The 16,554-nt window shown below is 72.8% G+C and carries 14 protein-coding genes and 1 tRNA gene; 4 read left to right on the top strand and 11 right to left on the bottom strand.

The window, feature by feature from the left end:
* Positions 1 to 383 precede the first annotated feature (383 nt).
* Positions 384 to 1,655 carry a tyrosine--tRNA ligase gene (gene tyrS / locus ASE20_RS07605; protein ID WP_056893974.1) on the bottom strand — a complete coding sequence of 424 codons (1,272 nt, stop codon included), beginning with the start codon at positions 1,653 to 1,655 and terminating at the stop codon, positions 384 to 386.
* A 114-nt stretch (positions 1,656 to 1,769) separates the two neighbouring features.
* On the opposite strand from tyrS, the gene ASE20_RS07600 reads away from it, so the two are divergent.
* The 3 genes from ASE20_RS07600 to ASE20_RS07590 are packed head-to-tail and all read left to right on the top strand — an operon-like array spanning position 1,770 to position 4,893.
* A complete protein-coding gene (locus tag ASE20_RS07600) occupies positions 1,770 to 3,080 on the top strand; it encodes a serine/threonine-protein kinase (RefSeq protein WP_056893973.1) in 1,311 nt (436 codons plus the stop codon).
* A gap of 52 nt (positions 3,081 to 3,132) precedes the next feature.
* Positions 3,133 to 4,107, top strand: coding sequence for a hypothetical protein (locus ASE20_RS07595; protein WP_056893972.1), 975 nt, complete (start codon positions 3,133 to 3,135; stop codon positions 4,105 to 4,107).
* Positions 4,108 to 4,146: 39 nt separating this feature from the next.
* Positions 4,147 to 4,893: a PIG-L deacetylase family protein gene (locus ASE20_RS07590; RefSeq protein ID WP_056893971.1), complete on the top strand. Its 747-nt coding sequence runs from the start codon at positions 4,147 to 4,149 to the stop codon at positions 4,891 to 4,893.
* 17 nt (positions 4,894 to 4,910) lie between these two features.
* Here ASE20_RS07590 and ASE20_RS07585 read toward each other — a convergent pair.
* Positions 4,911 to 4,984: transfer RNA gene (locus tag ASE20_RS07585), tRNA-Ile, on the bottom strand.
* A gap of 45 nt (positions 4,985 to 5,029) precedes the next feature.
* On the opposite strand from ASE20_RS07585, the gene ASE20_RS07580 reads away from it, so the two are divergent.
* Positions 5,030 to 5,365, top strand: coding sequence for a YnfA family protein (locus tag ASE20_RS07580; protein WP_056893970.1), 336 nt, complete (start codon positions 5,030 to 5,032; stop codon positions 5,363 to 5,365).
* On the opposite strand, the gene ASE20_RS07575 is transcribed toward ASE20_RS07580, so the two are convergent.
* The 9 genes from ASE20_RS07575 to ASE20_RS07535 all read right to left on the bottom strand — a co-directional run bounded on the left by ASE20_RS07575 (position 5,340) and on the right by ASE20_RS07535 (position 16,476).
* Positions 5,340 to 6,338, bottom strand: coding sequence for a phosphotransferase (locus ASE20_RS07575; RefSeq protein ID WP_157538356.1), 999 nt, complete (start codon positions 6,336 to 6,338; stop codon positions 5,340 to 5,342). The two genes, ASE20_RS07580 and ASE20_RS07575, sit on opposite strands and share 26 nt — an antisense overlap.
* Before the next feature lie 47 nt (positions 6,339 to 6,385).
* Entirely contained in the window at positions 6,386 to 8,092 is a 1,707-nt protein-coding gene (locus ASE20_RS07570; RefSeq protein WP_056893968.1) for an efflux RND transporter periplasmic adaptor subunit, read from the bottom strand.
* Positions 8,080 to 8,907 (bottom strand): DUF5666 domain-containing protein, encoded by an 828-nt coding sequence (locus ASE20_RS25825; protein WP_056893967.1) that lies wholly within the window; start codon positions 8,905 to 8,907, stop codon positions 8,080 to 8,082. Before ASE20_RS25825 ends, ASE20_RS07570 begins: the two co-directional genes overlap by 13 nt.
* A 28-nt stretch (positions 8,908 to 8,935) precedes the next feature.
* The gene (locus tag ASE20_RS07560) at positions 8,936 to 10,162 is read right to left on the bottom strand and encodes an ABC transporter permease (RefSeq protein ID WP_056893966.1); all 1,227 of its coding nucleotides are present in this window, start codon (positions 10,160 to 10,162) and stop codon (positions 8,936 to 8,938) included.
* Positions 10,159 to 10,860, bottom strand: coding sequence for an ABC transporter ATP-binding protein (locus ASE20_RS07555; protein ID WP_056893965.1), 702 nt, complete (start codon positions 10,858 to 10,860; stop codon positions 10,159 to 10,161). The genes ASE20_RS07560 and ASE20_RS07555 overlap by 4 nt, the downstream gene beginning before the upstream one ends.
* Complete coding sequence (locus ASE20_RS07550) at positions 10,857 to 12,065, bottom strand: efflux RND transporter periplasmic adaptor subunit (protein WP_056893964.1); 1,209 nt, start codon at positions 12,063 to 12,065, stop codon at positions 10,857 to 10,859. The genes ASE20_RS07555 and ASE20_RS07550 overlap by 4 nt, the downstream gene beginning before the upstream one ends.
* 138 nt (positions 12,066 to 12,203) lie before the next feature.
* Complete coding sequence (locus ASE20_RS07545) at positions 12,204 to 14,141, bottom strand: hypothetical protein (protein ID WP_157538355.1); 1,938 nt, start codon at positions 14,139 to 14,141, stop codon at positions 12,204 to 12,206.
* A gap of 164 nt (positions 14,142 to 14,305) precedes the next feature.
* On the bottom strand, positions 14,306 to 15,751 hold the full coding sequence (locus ASE20_RS07540) for a sensor histidine kinase (RefSeq protein WP_225868978.1): 1,446 nt from the start codon (positions 15,749 to 15,751) through the stop codon (positions 14,306 to 14,308).
* A gap of 8 nt (positions 15,752 to 15,759) precedes the next feature.
* A complete protein-coding gene (locus ASE20_RS07535; protein ID WP_056893961.1) occupies positions 15,760 to 16,476 on the bottom strand; it encodes a response regulator transcription factor in 717 nt (238 codons plus the stop codon).
* Positions 16,477 to 16,554: the final 78 nt, after the last annotated feature.

Here is a 16,554-nt window from a genome sequence, read left to right as displayed (position 1 = left end):
GCACACAAACGTCACAAACAATCTATGCATGACACACTGTTGAGTTCTCAAACATCACACGCTTCGAAGTTCACCGTTGCCGGATCGTCTTCGTGCTGATGCGCGCCTCGGAACCTTAGTCCTTCGTCCTGGTCTGTACCAAACCCACAAGGCTTGCTTTTCTGACCAGCACTCGGGCTGTAGCTCGAGGCAAGTGGTCGCGGGGCCGGAAACCCTCCGGCTGACCGCCGTCTTGTTTCCCGCCGCACCCGGCGACACAGAGAACATTACGCATCCCCTGCGGAAAGCACAAATCGGAACGACGTGACCCGGGCCACACCGCTCCGACAGGGCGTCTGGAGTGCTCCCGGGAGGCCTGCAGAGGCCTCCCGGGAGCGCTTCGTTCAGTGCACGCGCACGCCTGCGAACCGCTTCTTGCCGCGGCGCAGGACCAGCCACGCGGCGGCGATGAGGTCGCCCGCGGCAGGGACGTGCTCGGGGTCGTCGATGCGCACGTTGTTGACGTAGGCGCCGCCCTCGGACACGGTGCGCCGGGCCTCGCTCCTCGAGGACGCCAGGCCGGTGAGGGCCAGCAGCTCGACGATGTCGGGGATGCCGGCCGAGCCGTCGACGTCCACAGCGCCGGCCTCCCCGAGCGCGGCCTCGAGGGTCGGGCCGGAGAGAGCAGTGATGTCGCCGGTGCCGAACAGTGCCTGGGCGGCCGCCTTGGCGTTCTCCGTCTCCTGGGCTCCGTGGACCAGGGTCGTCACCTCGTCGGCGAGGACCTTCTGCGCCTCGCGCAGGAAGGGCTTCTCCGCGTGCCGGGCCTCGATCGCCTCGATGTCCTCCCGGGAGAGGAAGGTGAAGACGCGCAACAGCTCGCCGACCTTCTCGTCCTCGACGTTGAGCCAGAACTGGTGGAAGGCGTACGGCGGCATCAGCACCGGGTCGAGCCAGAGCGCGCCGCCCTCGGTCTTGCCGTACTTGGTGCCGTCGGCCTTGGTGATCAACGGCGTCGCGAACGCGTGGGCCGTGGCGCCCTCGGCGCGGCGGATCAGGTCGACACCGCCGGTGAGGTTGCCCCACTGGTCGGAGCCACCGAACTGGAGGGTGACGCCGTAGGTCCGGTGCAGGGTCAGGAAGTCCATGGACTGCAGGAGGACGTAGGAGAACTCGGTGTAGCTGATGCCGGACTCGAGCCGGCGCTTCACGGTCTCGCGGGCGAGCATCCGGTTGACCGGGAAGTGCTTGCCGATGTCGCGCAGGAAGTCGATGACCGACAGGCCCTCGGTCCAGTCGTGGTTGTTGACCATCGTGGCAGCGTTCTCGCCCTCGAAGGACAAGAAGGGCTCGATCTGGCCGCGCACGCGGGCGGTCCACTCCTGGACGGTGTCGAGGGAGTTGAGCGTCCGCTCCCCCGAGTCGCGCGGGTCGCCGATCATTCCCGTCGCACCGCCGACGAGGGCGTACGGCGTGTGGCCGGCCCGTTGGAGGCGCATGGCGGTGACGATCTGGACCAGGTTGCCCATGTGGAGGCTCGGCGCGGTCGGGTCGAATCCGACGTAGTACCGGACGCTTCCCTCCGTGAGCGCTGTGCGCAGCGCGTCGCGGTCGGTGGACTCGGCCAGCAGGCCGCGCCACGCGAGGTCGTCGAGGAGGGTGGGGTCGACGGACACGTCGTACCTTTCCGTAGGTGGAGCCGGGACTTTCCCGCATCCAAGAGTGCCGCATCGGCGACCAGCGGATCGAATGGGTTCACGGTGGGGAGCCGTGGGTACCGTGGATGAACCATGGGTGCGCGACGGGTAGCAGGCAGGTACACGCTTCAGCGTGCGATCGGCCACGGCGCCAACGGCTCGGTGTGGCTCGCACACGACGAGGTCCTCGACCGGCCGGTGGCCGTCAAGCGCACCGGCTCGCTGACCGACCCCGACACGGCTGCCGCCCGCGCCGAGCGCGAGGCCCGGCTGGCCGCCCAGCTCTCGCACCCGCACGTCGTGGCGGTCTTCGACCTGGTCACCGACGACGACGCCGCGTGGCTCGTCATGGAGCACGTCGACGGGCCGCCGCTCTCGAAGGTGGTGCAGGAGGCGGGCCCCCTCTCCCCCGACGAAGCCGCTCGCGCACTCGCGCCGGTGGCCGACGCCCTGGTGCAGGCGCACCAGCACGGGATCGTGCACCGCGACGTGAAGCCGTCGAACATCCTCGTACCCGGCGACGGCGGGACGAAGCTGTCGGACTTCGGCATCGCCCGCAGCACCGGCGACGCGACGCTCACCCGGACCGGGCTGGTGACCGGCTCCCCGGCCTACCTCGCACCCGAGGTCGCGGTGGGAGGTGCGGCCACGCCGGCCAGCGACGTCTGGGCGGTCGGCGCGACGCTCGTCCACGTGCTGACCGGGCGGCCGCCGTACCACCGCGACGACGCCGACAATGCTCCGCTCGCCGTCGTCCTCCGGATCGTCAACGAGGATCCTCCCGTCGTGCCGGAGGCCGGCTGGCTCGCTCCGCTGCTCGCGCGGACGATGGCGCGCGACCCCGCCGAGCGGCCGTCGATGGCCGAGGTGCGCGACGCGCTCCGCGGCCGCGCGTGGTCCGCCGAGCAGACGGTGCAGCTCCCGGCCGTACCGGTGCAGGGTCGCGGACGGCGACCCGGCGCACGAGCGGGCGCCGCCGCCGTCGGTGCCGTCGCGGCGCTCGCGGTGATCGCTGCCCTCGCACTCCAGACCAACGACCAGGACACCGGCGGCCCCACCGCCGGACCGCAGACGTCGTCGACCACCCCGGCGGCCGGGCCCCGGGCGCCGAGCGCGGACGAGATGGAGGAGTTCGCGCGGGACTACGTGCGGACCGCGTCGACGGACCCGGCCCGGGGCTACGCGATGCTCACGCCGGCGTACCAGGACGACAGCCCGCGCTACGCCGCCTTCTGGGGGCCGATGAAGCACCCCGAGATCCTCGACGTCAGTGCCGACCCATCGGCGATGACCGTGACGTACACCTACCGCTACCAGCTCTCGCGGGGCGGCAGGCGGACCGAGACGGTGACCCTCGAGCTGGTGCAGGAGGACGGCCGCCTGCTCATCGCCGGCGCCGTGTGAACCCTCTCCATTTCCCCGCTCAGGAGCGTCCGCTCTGGGTAGGGTCGGCGAGGTGAGCGAGTACGACGCCCGGCTGACGGACCGCGTCCGCACGCGCGGCGTCCTCGGCCCGGACGACGCCGCGCGGCTGCTGCTGCCGGTCGCGCAGTCGCTCGCCGACCTCCATGCCGCCGGTACGGCGCACGGAGCGGTCTCCCCCGCCGCCGTCCGCATCGCCTCGGACGGGTCCGCGTCGCTCGTCGACGCCTCGGACGTGCGGCCGGACCCGGCGTACGTCGCGCCCGACCCGAGCGCGGGCCTGCGGGCGGACCCGTGTGCCGACGACGTCTGGGCCCTCGCGGCGGTCCTGGAGTTCGTGACGACGGGCGGCGAGCCCGGCAGCGGCGGCGTGCGCGACACCGGCTGGCTGGCGCCACTGACCGAGCTCGCGCTGGTCGTCGACCCGCGGCAGCGACCGACGATGGCGGACATGGCGGCCTACCTGCAGGCCCAGGTGCCGGCACCCGAGCCGGCGCGACGTCCCTCTCCCGTGGTGCTGGGCGTGGTCGGCGCCGCTGTGATCGTGGTGCTCGGGCTGGTCGGCGCGGCGCTGTTGTTCACGGGCTCGGACGACGACCCGGACCCGGCGGCGAAACCCGACACCCCCTCGCGGCGCACGTCCGACGGGCCACGAGGCTCCGAGGAGCCCGTCGACGACCCGGCCGCGACGGCGTCGGCGGACACGGTGAGCGCGCGCGAACTGGAGGACTTCGCGCGCAGCTACGTCGCGACGGCGAGTCGCGACCCGCAGCGGGGCCTCCGGCTGCTCACGCCGGACTACCAGGCAGCGAGCCCCCGGTACCGCGAGGTGTGGGCGGCGATCGACAGCCCGGTGATCCTCTCGATCACGCCGGACCCGCAGGCGATGACGGTGAGCTACACCTATCGCTACGCACTGCCCGGCGGCGTACGACGGACCGAGGACATCACGCTGCGCCTGGTCCAGCGTGACGGGCGGCTGCTCATCTCCGGCGCGTCGGCGCGCTGACCCGTCGCGGCCCAGCCGCCCGGCTGCCATGCTCGATGCATGGCCGACACCCCCACCACCCTGCAGCCGATCGACGAGGACTGGACGCGGGCACTGTGCATCGTCGCCCATCCGGACGACATGGAGTTCGGTGCGGCCGCGGCCGTCGCTCGCTGGACCGGCCAGGGCAAGAGCGTCGTCTACTGCATGGTCACCAGCGGCGAGGCCGGCATCGACGGGCTGGCACCCGACGAGTGCCGGACGGTGCGCGAGGCCGAGCAGGTCGCGTCCGCTGAGGTCGTCGGCGTCGACGTCGTGGAGTTCCTCGGTCTCCCCGACGGCGTCGTGGAGTACGGCGTGCCGCTGCGGCGCACGCTCGCCGAGGTGGTCCGGCGGCACCGGCCCGAGATCGTGGTGACCGGCAACTTCCGCGACACGTGGGGCGGGCGGAACCTCAACCAAGCCGACCACATCGCGGTCGGGCGTGCGGTGCTCGACGCCGTACGCGACGCGGGCAACCGGTGGGTCTTCGACGAGCAGCTGGCCGGCGACCTCGAACCGTGGGGCGGCGTGCGGGAGGTCTGGGCCTTCGGGTCCCCGGAGTCCACCCACGCCGTCGACACGACCGCGACCTTCGATGCCGGGGTCGAGTCGCTGAAGGCCCACGCGGCGTACATCGACGGGCTGGGCTGGGAGAACTGGGACCCGCGGGAGTTCCTCGAGGGGATGGCGCGGGCGACGGGGACGCGTCTCGGCGTACCGTTCGCGGCGCCGTTCGAGGTGTTCCCGATGGGCTGGGGTGAGTGACGCCGACGTCGTCGGAGTAGGCCGGGTGGGGCTCGAACCCACGACCCAAGGATTATGAGTCCTCTGCTCTGACCGACTGAGCTACCGGCCCCAACGTGCAGACCCTATCCACTCCGGCGGTGGGAGGATGCCGGCCATGGACACGCTGCGCTCGATCGCCCTGTTCCTGGCTGCCGCGGTCGCCGAGATCGGCGGCGCCTGGCTGGTGTGGCAGGGCGTCCGCGAGCACCGGGGGTGGATGTGGATCGGCGCGGGTGTGGTCGCGCTGGGGCTCTACGGGTTCGTCGCGACCCTGCAGCCGGATGCGAACTTCGGACGGATCCTGGCGGCGTACGGCGGCGTGTTCGTCGCCGGCTCGCTGGTGTGGGGCATGGTGGCGGACGGGTTCGAGCCGGACCGGTACGACGTGATCGGTGCGCTCGTCTGCCTCGTGGGCGTCGCGGTGATCATGTACGCGCCGCGGTCGGCCTGACCTCGACGGGCGGCGCCTCCAGCAGCAGCCCGAGCCAGCGCGCGGGGACGTAGCCCCACGCGGCCTGCTCGGCGGGCGTCATGGTCGCGACGCAGCGGCGCCACGACTCGACGCGGGCGAGCCGGGCGAGCTGGAGCGCGGCCGGGAGCGCGGCGCGGAGCGCGGGCAGGGGCGCGAGGTCGCTCCAGACCTCGAGCCCGGCGTCGGCGATCCGCCACAGCCGCGGGTCGTCGTGGGTCGCGCCGAGGGCGCCCTGCGCGATGTAGAGCGGCACCAGCAGGTTGCCGAGGGGCTCGCCGACGACGGCGTCGCCGAAGTCGAAGAAGCGCAGCGTCCCCGCCACGGGTACGACGTTGGCGGCGTGCAGGTCGTTGTGGACCAGCGTGAGCGGCAGGTCCAGCTCCTCCACCCGGTCGGACCAGCGGTCCACGGTCGGCAGCAACCGCTCGAGCCGGTGCGCGACCGCGGGGGCGAGCCGGCGGGGGTCCTCGGGCGCGAGGGCGGCGAGCCGGCCGACCGCGTCGGCGACGTACGTCGAGGCGGCGGAGGGCTCCATGACGGTGAGGCGCGGGTCGAAGCCGCTGTCGGCGACGCGGCGCTGGAGGGCCGCGGACTCGGCGACGACGCTGCACCAGGTCGCGACGTCGCCGCCGCGGCCGAGGTCCTGGAGCGTCGGGCCGAGGTCCTCGGTGAGCAGGAGGTCGCGCACGGGGTCGGCGACCAGCACCGGCACGACCTGGTCGGGGGCGAGCTGCGCGAGGTCGGCGACCAAGCGGGCCTCGTGGGACTGGCCGGGACAGTTCTGCTTGAGGTAGGACGTGCGGCCGCCCGTACGTACTCGCCACACCGCGGACCACGGCTGCCGGCTGACCGCCTCGATCGCGGTCGGCTCACCGACGGCGTCGGCGACGAACGCGCGCAGCCCGGCGAGGAAGTCCTCGTCGGACCACACCGCGCTCGTCCACGTGCTCACCCTCGCAGCGTGACCCACCGCGGGGCCGGACGCCAGCGGGTTTCGCGTCACCGCCCGGGGAAGCCCGCGCCGCTGGGCGGGCCGCCGGCCGGGAAACCTCCTCCGCCACCACCGAAACCACCACCGAAACCGCCACCGAAACCGGTCTGCTGGTCGCTGTCCCCGGTCGGGAGCTCGGCGTCGAGGTCGGCCAGCACGACGACGTCGCCGTCCTCGAGTCCGTCGGTGACCTCGATCTGCGTCGCGCCGACGATGCCGGTCGTGACCCGGACGCGCTGCGCCCGGCCCTCGTCGTCGAGGACCGTTACGGAGCCGTCGTCGACCGCCGACGCGGGGACGACGACCACGTCGTCCGCCGAACCGACGACGACCGTCACCGAGGCGGGCATGCCGTCGGCGAGCTGGAGATCGCGCTCGTCGAGGACGATCTCCACGGCGTACGTCGGGTCCGAGCCGGTCGTCGCGTCGCTGGAGGCGACGTGCTCGACCCGGCTGATCGAGCCCGCCAGGGCCTCGGTCGCCCCCGCGGGGGTCACCGCGACGTCCGTGCCCTGCTCGAGCTGCGCCGCCTGCGTGGCGCCGACGTCGACCGCCACGGTCGTCAGGCCCGGCGCGACCACGGTGGCGACCGTGTCGCCGGCGGCGACGTCGGCGTTCGTCGCGACCGCGAGGGAGACGACCGTTCCGTCCGCGGGGGCCCTGACGACGGCGCCGGCGAGGTCCGCCTTCGCGGCCGCCAGGTCCGCCTCGGCACGGTCGATGGAGGCCTGGTCCTGGGCGAGGGTCGCGGCCGTCACGGTCTGCCCCGCTCCACCGCTGCTGGGCGTCGACGACGACCCGGCCGACGATGCAGCCGATGCAGCCGGGGCGGCCGCCGTGGGCTGGGCGGACGGAGTCGACGAGCCGGACTGCACGGAGCCGAGGGCCTCAGCCAGCGTGCCGCCGAGCGTCTCCAACGCCGCCTGGAGGGCGATCTGCGCTTCGGACGCCGCGGCCTGGGCGGACTGCACGGTGGTGAGCGCCGTGGCGCAGGCCTCGCTGAGGACGGCGGTCGTGCTCGTCGTCGCGGTCGGCTCGGCGCCGTCGGTCGGGCCGTCGGTCGGGCTGCCGGTGGGGCTGCCGGTGGGGGTCTCGGTCGTGCTGGTGACCGGGTCCGCGCACGCCGCCTGTTGGGCGGAGAGCGCCGTACCGGCCGTCGCGAGTGCGTCGCCGGCGGCCGACTGCGCGGCGACGACCGCGTCCTGCTGGGCGTGCAGCGTCCGGACCAGGGCCGCGGTGGCACCGGAGGTGGAACCGGTGCCACCGGTGCTCGGCGTACCGCTGGTCGAGCGGCCGGACGAGCCGGACCCCGAGGACGAGGATGCGGTGGTGGTGACGGCAGCGGTCTGTGCGGCCCGGTCGTCGGCCAGCCGTGCCGTGGCGGTGGCGACGTCGGACCTCGCCCGGTCGACGGCGGCGCGCAGCGAGGCCCGGTCGAGCACGGCGATCACGTCGCCCTCCTCCACCCGGTCGCCCTGCGCGACGCGGACGCGGGCAACGGTCCCGTCGGTGCCGAAGGCCAGGTCCGAGCGGCCGCTGGGCGAGATCACGCCGGAGAGACTGAGCTCCTGCTCGACCGAGCCGGTGGTGGCCGCGACGGTGCGGTAGTCGACGCCGTCGTCGGCCACGGCGCCGTACGCCGCCACCCCGGTCCCGGTGAGGGCCAACGCAGCCAGCGGCAGCGCGACGCGGCGTGAGCGGATCAGCGACCGCACTGGTCGTCCACCTTGTCGCTGACCCGGATGGTCGAGGCGGTCACGGCACCGGTGTCGTCGGCGTCACCCTGGGCCTGCACGCACCGGCCCACGGTCAAGGCGGTGGCGTCGGCGGCGACCTGCTTGCTGTACGTCGTGTCGGCGCCGACGGTGACCGTGACGTCGCCGTCCCGGCCCTCGACGACGAAGCCGGTCGCGGACACCGACGCCACCGTGCCGATGGTGCCGAAGCCGCCGAACCCGCCACGGCCGCCACCCGGAGCGCCCGAGGGCAGGTCGGTCGGGAAGTCGGAGGGCAGGTCGGTCGGGCGCTCGCCGTTTCCTCCAGGACCCCCGCCACCCGGGCCGCCGCCGAGCCCGGCGCTGCAGCCGTCGTCGCCGGAGGTGGAGAGCGCGACCGACGCCGCGGTCACCTCCGTCGGGGCCTCGGTGTCGCTGCCCGCGTCCGTGCCCGTGTCGGCGGTGCGGACGACGACGCACACACCCGCGGTGACGTCGGCGAGCTTCGCCGCCGCCTGGCTGGTGATGGTCGTGTCGTCGGTCCAGGTGACCGCGACCTGGCCCGTCAGCTGGCTCCGGACCTGCAGCACCTTGCCGTCGATCGCGGCGATCTCGCCGAAAGCACCCGGCATCGCGCCGCCCCCGCCGGGGCCGCCGGCGGGTGCACCGGAGGGAGCACCGGAGGCTGCCGACGCCTCGTCACCCGCCGTGGTGGTGTCGTCCGAGCCGCAACCGACGAGGAGGGCGGCGAGCGCGAGGCTGCAGGTGATCGTGCCGACGGGACGGGCGGCGCGGGTGAGGTACGGGAGGGACATGGTTCTCCTGGGGGTCGTCACGGGTGGGTCACTCGCTGCGGAGTGCGTCGATCGGGGTGAGGCGGGCGGCTCGGCTGGCGGGGTAGACCCCGAAGCCGACGCCGAGGGCGAGCGCGGTGGCCAGCGCCGCGGTGGTCGCGAGCGCCGAGATCGCCACGGTCTGGTCGATGAAGTGCGGCAGCACCTGGGCGCCGAGGACACCGACCAGCACGCCGACGACACCGCCGGTCAGTCCGAGCAGCGAGGCCTCGACGAGGAACTGCCGCCGGATCACGCGGGGGGCGGCGCCGAGCGCCTTGCGCAAGCCGATCTCGCGGATCCGCTCGGTGACCGAGACGAGCATGATGTTCATGACGCCGATGCCGCCGACGAGCAGGGAGATCCCTGCAACGCCGCCGAGCAGCACGGTGAAGGTCCGGTTGGTCTCGTTGGCGGTCTCGACCAGGGAGTCCTGTGTCGCGATCGAGAAGTCTGCGTCGGCGCTCGTCACGCCGTGCCGGTTGGCGAGCAGCGCCTGCACCTCCTGGTACGCCGCCGCGAGGGCATCCTCGCTGGCGGCCTCGACGTAGATCGTCGAGACCGTGTCGGCGGTGCTGCCGGTGAGCCGGCTGGCCGTCCCCACGGGTACGACGCCGAGGTCGTCCTCGCTCGTGCCGCTGGACGAGGCACCCGACGAGGTCAGCACACCGATCACGGTGAGCCGGGTGCCGTCGACCGTCACCTGCTGGCCGACCGGGCTCCGGCGGCCGAACAGCTCGGAGGCCGTGTCGGCGCCGACGACCACGACCGGTGCGCCCTGCGCGGCCTCCTCGGCCGTGTAGAACCGGCCGGCCGACAGCTCGCGGCTGCGGACGTCGAGCCACGCGGTCGTCGTACCGACGAGGGAGGTGGTCCAGTTCGTGTCGCCGTTGACGAGCGAGACCGAGCTGGACGTCGTGGGCGCGACGGCAGCGGCGTCGGGGACGACGTCGGGGTCGGCGATGGCCGTCGCGTCGGCGAAGGTCAGCGTCGAGGCCGACCCGAAGCCGCCGCGGACGCCCGAGCTGTCGGTCGTGCTGCCCGGCGAGACGATGAGCAGGTTCGAGCCGAGGGCGTCGATCTGGTCCTCGACCTCCTTCTGCGCGCCCTGGCCGAGGCCGACGGTGAGGATCACCGACGAGATGCCGATGACGATCCCGAGCACGGTCAGCGAGGACCGCAGCCGGTGCGACCTGATCGCCGCGAGTCCGGAGCGGACGGTCTCCCACCAGCTCATCGGGGTCCCACTCCCGTGGTGAGGCGGTCCTCGGTGATCAGGCCGTCGTCGATGACCAGGTTGCGTTCGGCGCGGGCCGCGACATCCGGCTCGTGGGTGATCAGCACGATCGTGCGACCAGCGGCGTGCAGCTCGTCGAAGAGGCCGAGCACGTCGTGGGTCGAGCGCGAGTCCAGGTTGCCGGTCGGCTCGTCGGCGAGCAGCAGTGCCGGCTCGGTGACCAGCGCACGCGCCACCGCGACGCGCTGCTGCTGGCCGCCGGACAGCTCGCCCGGCCGGTGGTCCAGCCGGTCCGCGAGGCCCACCTTCGCCAGGGCCGCGGCGGCCCGGTCGCGACGCTCGGCACGGGACACGCCGGCGTACACCAGCGGGAGCTCGACGTTGCGCAGCGCGGTCATCGACGCCAGCAGGTGGAACTGCTGGAAGACGAAGCCGATGCGGCGGTTGCGGATCGCGGCGAGCGCGGCCTCGTCGAGGCTCGAGGTGTCGTCGCCGGCGAGGACGTAGCAGCCCTCGGTCGGGACGTCGAGGCAGCCGAGGAGGTTCATGAGCGTCGACTTGCCCGACCCGGACGGGCCGATCACGGCGACGTACTCCCCCGCCCGGACGGAGGTGTCGATGCCGCGGAGGGCCTCGAACTCCACGCTGCCGGAACGGTACGTCTTCCGGACGCCGGCGAGCTCGATGATCGTGCTCACTGGCCGCCGCCCGGGAAGCCGCCCTGGCCGCCGCCGGGGAAGCCCCCGCCGTTCTGCATCCGCTCCTGCATCTGCTGCTGGAACTGCTGCATCTCCTCGTCGCCGCCGCTGCCGCCGGGTCCGGAGAAGCCGGGCACCTGCACGACGTCGCCCTCGGCCAGGCCGGAGGTCACCTCCGTGACCATGCCGGACGCCTCGCCGGTCTCGACGTCGACGCGCTCGGTGGCGCCGGTCGTGCTGTCGGTGACCTTCTCGACGTACGTCGTGTCGCCGTCGGTGCGCAGGGCGCGGCTGTCGACGGTGAGCACGTCGGTGCGCCGGCTGATGACGATGGCGAGGTCGGCCGACGTACCGGCGAAGAGGTCGTCGCGCTCCCCCGTCACGGCGATCGTGACCGGGAAGGCCGCGGCGCCGGTGGAGTCGGTCTCGGCGACGAGGCCGACCTCGGCGACCGTGCCGTAGACGGTGTCGTCGATGCCGCTGACCGTGATCTGTGCCTGCAGCCCCTTCTCGACCTTCTCGACGTCGCTGCTCGACACGGTCGCATCGACCACGAAGTGACCGGTCGAGACGACGGTGATGGTGCCCGTCGTCGTGTCGCCGGACGTCGAGGTGGAGCCGGCGCTCGGCTGGCCACTCGAGCCCGAGCCCGCGCTGTCGCCGATCTCGATGCCGACGTCGGTGACCGTGCCGGCGATGGTCGAGCGAAGGACGGCGTCGTCGACGGCGTCCTGCGCCTCGGTGAGGCTGGACTCGGCGGCGAGCACCGAGGCCTCGTCGGCGGCGAGCTGCTCGTCGGACGCGCCGTCGGAGACGTCCTGCGACTGCGCGGTCTCGGCGGCGTCGAGCGCGCTCCGTGCGGCGTCGAGCTCGGCCTGGAGCACGTCGTCGTCGACCCGGGCGAGCCGCTGGCCCTTCTTCACGGTGTCGCCCGGCTCGACGTACACCCTGGTGACGGTGCCGCTCACGTCGAAGGACAGGTCCTCGGTCGTCTGCGCGGCGACCGTGCCGGTGGCGGTGACGGTCTGCTCGAGGGTCTGCGTGGAGACGGTGGCCGTCGTGGCGGCCGCGGCGGCGGGCTCGTCGCCGCGCAGCAGCAACCAGCCGCCGGCGACGCCGGAGGTGACCACGAGTGCGGACAGGACCAGGACCAGTCGTCGGGGACGTCGCCACGGCGGGCGCACCCGGTGGAGCAGCTCTCTCATCACCCGACCGACCCTGTCGGCGGCGACTGTGGCGGTCGTCTGGTCGTCCTGTGAGCGACCTGTGAGACGGGTCCGGACGTGGCACCGGGCCGGGTGGGAACAGGTCCCCACCCGGCCCGGGGCCGGTCGTGTGTCGGATCAGGAGAGCGGCAGCAGCGCCGTCACCTGGTTGAGCAGGGAGCTCACGGTCGGGTTCGCGCTCACCTGGGAGACCACGTCGTCGACCGCCGTGTTGATGGCGTCGGTCAGCTGCTCGGCCGCCGGGGTCGGCTTCGCCAGCGGGTCGAACACCGTGCCGATGCCCACGGGCAGTGGGTTGTTGTAGACGGCGACGCCCGTCCCGAGCAGGAAGTCGACGACCAGGCAACCGGCGAGGACCGGCGTCTCGCTGGCCGACCAAGTGCCCGTCCCGAGGAAGTCCATCGTGCGCGGGTGCGCGGTGTGGATCCCGCTGAGGAACGGAGCGACCCAGACCGGGTAGCCGTTCGGCTCGTCAGCCGCCGTGTCGACACCGATCACCGTGGAGGCGGTGTTGACGAGGGCATCGGAGTTGAACTTGCCCGTGACGTGGTAGAGCGGACCGCCCACGATCGCCCCCAGCGGCCCGACCGCGGGGACCTCGGGCAGCAGGTCCGACTTGGTCACGGTGTAGCCGTTGTTCTCCTTCGGGGTGTACCGGTCGGGCTCCGTCGTCGAGCTCGCGCTGTTGGCGACGCACGCGCCGCCGGTCAGCCGGAGCGAGCTGTAGATGTCGAGCACGATGCCCGCCTGGACCGTGGCGTCGGAGGCGATCTGCACTCCGCCGGGCGAGGTCGACGGGTCGATCTGCAGTCCGTTGAGCAGGCTCAGCGTCAGCCGCTTGTCCTGGGTCCCGACCCGTACCTCGGTGGCGAGGATGGTGGCCAGGTCGATGCCCTGCGCCGCGGCGCCGGCGGAGAGCTGGGCGAGCAGGTCGTGGTAGTACGCGTCGTTCGCCGTACCGAGGGACATCAGGGTGCGGGTGGTGCCGTTGAGGGTCGCGTAGGCGACGAAGGCCTTGGTGTCGAGGTCGAAGACACCCACCAGTCCCTGCTTGTCGACGTCCGAGACCGGGTCCTCGATGAACATCACGCGCGGCGTGCAGCCGGCCGACGGCGTGCACGGCACCGCGTTCGACGGCAGGCAGCTCGACGGGTCGTCGACACAGGCCTGCGGGTCGCTCGGCAGCGCGAAGCTGCCGGGGAGCGCGTAGAACTGCTGGTTGTGGCCGGTCCCGCTGGACGTCTGGTCGCCGGCGATGATCGGCGAGTCCTCGGTGTCGACGGAGTACTGGTACTCCGAGGGGACGACGTTCGCGCGGACGCCGCCCTTGCCGAAGACGTCCTTGAACGTGACCGCCCACGGGCGGTACTCGAAGGTCTTCGTCGTCACGACCGGTCCGGGCGTGACGACCTTGCCGTAGCCGGTGCCCACCGTGTCCGGCGTACCGAAGGCGCAGGCGCCGCTGCCGGTGCGGACGGTGTTGAAGTCGCTGGTCGTGACCGTGTAGATGCCAGCGGGCCGGCCGGCGAGCGAGAGCGTGGCACTCATGCCGTGGTAGGTGTTGCTCGTGAAGTCGCCGCGGTAGTTCGTGTTGCCCGGGGCCGGCTGGGGGTTGAGCGGCTGGTTGGGCGGGGTCGTGAAGAACCCTGCGGTCGTCAGGTTGCGCACCGGCGAGACCTGGGTCAGCACGGCGCTGCCGTCAGGGGCGGTCACCGTGACCTCGGTCCGCGCGGACGCATTGGTGCCGGCCGGGTTGTCGCCCCGGCAGCCACCGAGTGCCATCGCCACGCTCGACGCGGGGGCGAAGTTCTGGCTCGTCAGGCTGCGGGTGAAGGCGAGGGCGGCTCGATCGACGCTGATCGAGATCGAGTCGCCTCGGACGACGGGCGGGTTGCCGGGACCGGCGGCCTCCGTCGGGGACAGGGTCGTCTGGGCCTGGGCCGGCAGGAGTGCCGAACCGGCCGAGACGAGCGTGGTGACCAGCAGCATGGCGCCGAGACGGCGCTTCTGGTGAGGGGTGGGCGCCAACCGTGGGCGTCCGCGATGCTTGGGCATGCACTTCTCCTTGGGAGCAAGTGGCCCCGAGGCCGGGTGAAGTTGCCTTCTGGCGCGGCCAGCATGATGCACGTCACACCCGGCTGAGAAGTGCTCAGCAGGCACATGAATTCACACCCTCCCCACCCGTGACGCGGTGTGGCGAAGCATCGTTGAACCTTGCTCTACGAGCCCTGGGGCGCACTCCCGAGCCGGACCCGGACCACCGTGTCCCCGGGCACACTGGTCAGCGAGACGGAGCCGCCGTGGGCGGCGACGATCGCCTGCACCAGCGCCAGCCCGAGGCCGACGCCGTCCGAGCGGTGCCGCGAGCTGTCGCCCCGGGTGAACCTCTCGAAGGCGGTGCCGACGAGGTCGGCCGGGAAGCCCGGGCCGTCGTCGTGGACGTCGAAGCCGTCGGGGCGGGCGGTGACCGTGACGACGGTGCCGGGCGGCGTGTACTTGCGGGCGTTGCCCAGCAGGTTGGTGACGACCTGGTGCAGCCGGTTCCCGTCGCCGCGGACCTCGATCGGCTCGCCGTCGTCCGGCAGCACGATCCGCCAGCGGTGCTCCGGCGAGACCACGCGGGCGTCGTCCACGGCCTCGAGCAGCAGGCGGGTCAGGTCCACCGACTCGTCGGCGAGCGGGCGCCCGGCGTCGAGCCGGGCGAGCAGCAGCAGGTCCTCGACGAGGGCGGTCATCCGGCCGGCCTCCTCCTGCACCTTGGCCAGCGCGACCGCAGCCGTGCCGGCGTCCCCCTGCCGGCGGGCCAGCTCGGTGTAGCCGGCGATGGTCGTGAGCGGAGTGCGCAGCTCGTGCGAGGCGTCAGCGACGAACTGCCGCACCTGCTGCTCGCTGCGGTGACGCGCGGAGAGCGAGGACTCGACGTGCGCGAGCAGCTGGTTGAGGGCGAGGCCGACCTGGCCGGCCTCGGTGCGCGGGTCGGTGAGACGCTCCGGGACGCGCTCGGTGACGCCGATGTCACCGGAGGCCAGCGGCAGCTCGGCGACGGCGTGAGCGGTCGCGGCGACCTCGGTCAACGGGCGCAGCTGGCGTCGTACGACGGCGGTGCCGGCGAGGGCGGCGGCGGCGATGCCGAGGAGGGCGAGCGCGATCTCCCACCGAACGAGGGACGCCGTCGCATCGTCGACGTCCTCCGTCGGGAGCCCGGCCACGGCGTGCAGCCCGAGACGAGTCTCGCCGGCGACGATGCGGTAGCTGCCGAGCCCCGGGAGGTCGACGGTGGTCGGCGTCGAGGTGGCATGCTCCTTCAGCTCGGCGACCACGTCGGCGGAGAGGGACACCGGGGCGGTCCCCGTGGCCGAGTCCTTGATGACCTCGCCCAGTGCCTGGTCGTCGGTGTAGACGAGCGTGATGCTGCCGACCTCGCCGAAGAACGGCCGGCCGTTCCCCGAGCCGTTGGGGGGCGGTACGACGGGCAGGTCGTCGGCGTCCCGGGGTCTGGTGATGCGGTGCAGGCTGTCGGCCACGTCGCCGTCGAGCCGGTCCGTCAGCCAGGCCCGCATGCCGATCGTGGTCACCGTCCCGACGAGCAGGGAGACGACCGCGACCAGCGCGACGGCCGTGACGACCAGGCGCGAGGCGAGCGAGCGCGGGACGAAGCGCTCCATCCGCCCCATCAGGCCGCCGGCTTCAGCACGTAGCCCGCGCCGCGCATGGTGTGGATCATCGGCTCCCGGCCGGCGTCGATCTTCTTGCGGAGGTAGGAGATGTAGAGCTCGACGACATTGGCCTGGCCGCCGAAGTCGTAGTTCCAGACCCGGTCGAGGATCTGCGCCTTGCTCAGCACCCGGCGCGGGTTGCGCATCAGGTACCGCAACAGCTCGAACTCGGTGTGGGTCAGGCTGATCTCCTCGCCGGCCCGGGTGACCTCGTGGCTGTCCTCGTCGAGCACCAGGTCACCGACGACCAGGGTCGACCGGCTCTGCTCCACGGCCGATCCGGCGCGTCGTACCAGGGCCCGGAGGCGGGCGACGAGCTCCTCGAGGGAGAACGGCTTGGTGACGTAGTCGTCGCCACCGGCGTGCAGCCCCGCGACGCGGTCCTCGACGGCGTCGCGCGCGGTGAGGAAGAGGACCGGCACCGTCGGGTCGTCGGCCCGGACCCGGCGCAGCACCTCCATGCCGTCGTAGTCGGGGAGCATCATGTCGAGGACGATCACGTCGGGCCGCTGGCCGCGGACGGCGGAGACGGCGTCGCCGCCCGTGTGCGCGGTCTCGACGGCCCATCCCTCGTAGCGCAGGGCCATCGCGACCAGCTCGGCGATGTTGACCTCGTCGTCGACGACGAGGGCGCGCAGCGGGGTCCCGTCGGGACGGGTGGCGGTCTCGGTCATGGCTACAGACTGTGCCACCAACCTGTGCCGTTGCTGTGGATCACTTGTGCGGGCGGAAAGGACTTCCATCGCCCGGCC

Source organism: Nocardioides sp. Root240 (assembly GCF_001428825.1).
GTDB lineage: Bacteria > Actinomycetota > Actinomycetes > Propionibacteriales > Nocardioidaceae > Nocardioides.
Note: the sequence above shows the minus strand (reverse complement) of the source record. Positions and strands in the feature narration are given on the sequence as shown.